This window comes from Moraxella sp. (assembly GCF_024227015.1).
In the GTDB taxonomy this organism is placed as follows: Bacteria; Pseudomonadota; Gammaproteobacteria; order Pseudomonadales; family Moraxellaceae; genus Moraxella.
Genome location: NZ_JAAELD010000374.1, coordinates 1 through 891 on the forward strand (window position 1 = coordinate 1; position 891 = coordinate 891).

Consider the following 891-nt stretch of genomic DNA (forward strand, 5'->3'; position numbering starts at 1 on the left):
ACTCGCCTTTATCATAGCGCATCATCAAGGCATTCGGCTAGGCTGTGCCTACCTATTTTATAATAAAACAGGCACACGGCTAAAAATACTCATCCATGATGGACTCGGCATCTGGCTATGCACCCGAACACTGGATGACGGCAGATTTCACGGACTTAGCGAACGGCTCATGCGACATCACAGTGCACCTAACCCAACCACAGGACTCACCATCAGCCATGAGCAATTTCATGCCCTCATTAACGGACTACCTTGGCACAACCTAGGCAAAGAAATCATCACCCTCTGCCTTTAAGCAATCATGACGACCATCAACCCAAAAAATCTCAACTATCACCACGGGTAAACTGACAATATATAAGGGTTATGGCAGAATACTGCCATGACCGACGCTCAAACACTCCTGCAACGCATTGCCGAACTTGAAGCCCAAAACGCCCTGCTTGAACAACAAGCAAAACAGCAGGCTGCCATCAATCTATTACTTGAACAACAAAGCAAACAACAACAGCAACAACTCATCCATGCTCAAAAGATAGAAACCAAGCTACAAACCGCCCTTAAAAAAGTTCAACAAGAAAATGAACAACTATACTGCACTGTGCTTGATCTTATTGAAAAGCAGAAAAAACTTATCCATCAGCTGTATGGACAAAAAAGCGAAGGATTAACTGCTAAGCAAGACCACTTAAACCAAGAATCTGCGCTTGAAGACTTATCTGCGCTTGAACAAATACGAGATGACTACCGCAAAGACATAAGCCAAGAGGAACTTGCTGGCTTACCCACCGTTGAACCTATCGAAGCGGAAAGCCTTATTAGCCAAGACCCAGTAGACCAGTCTTGCATCGAAAAACAAACTAATCCCAAGATCAAACGTCCAAGACATGC

The 891-nt window shown here is 44.4% G+C and carries 1 protein-coding gene and 1 pseudogene; both read left to right on the forward strand.

Features of this window, described 5'->3' with window-relative positions; translation table 11 throughout:
* Positions 1-295 (forward strand): IS66 family insertion sequence element accessory protein TnpB (gene tnpB / locus GY683_RS08745; protein ID WP_297288361.1); only part of this gene is annotated, 295 nt, incomplete at its 5' end.
* An 87-nt stretch (positions 296-382) separates the two neighbouring features.
* A pseudogene (locus tag GY683_RS08750) lies at positions 383-891 on the forward strand (IS66 family transposase); the annotation flags it as partial.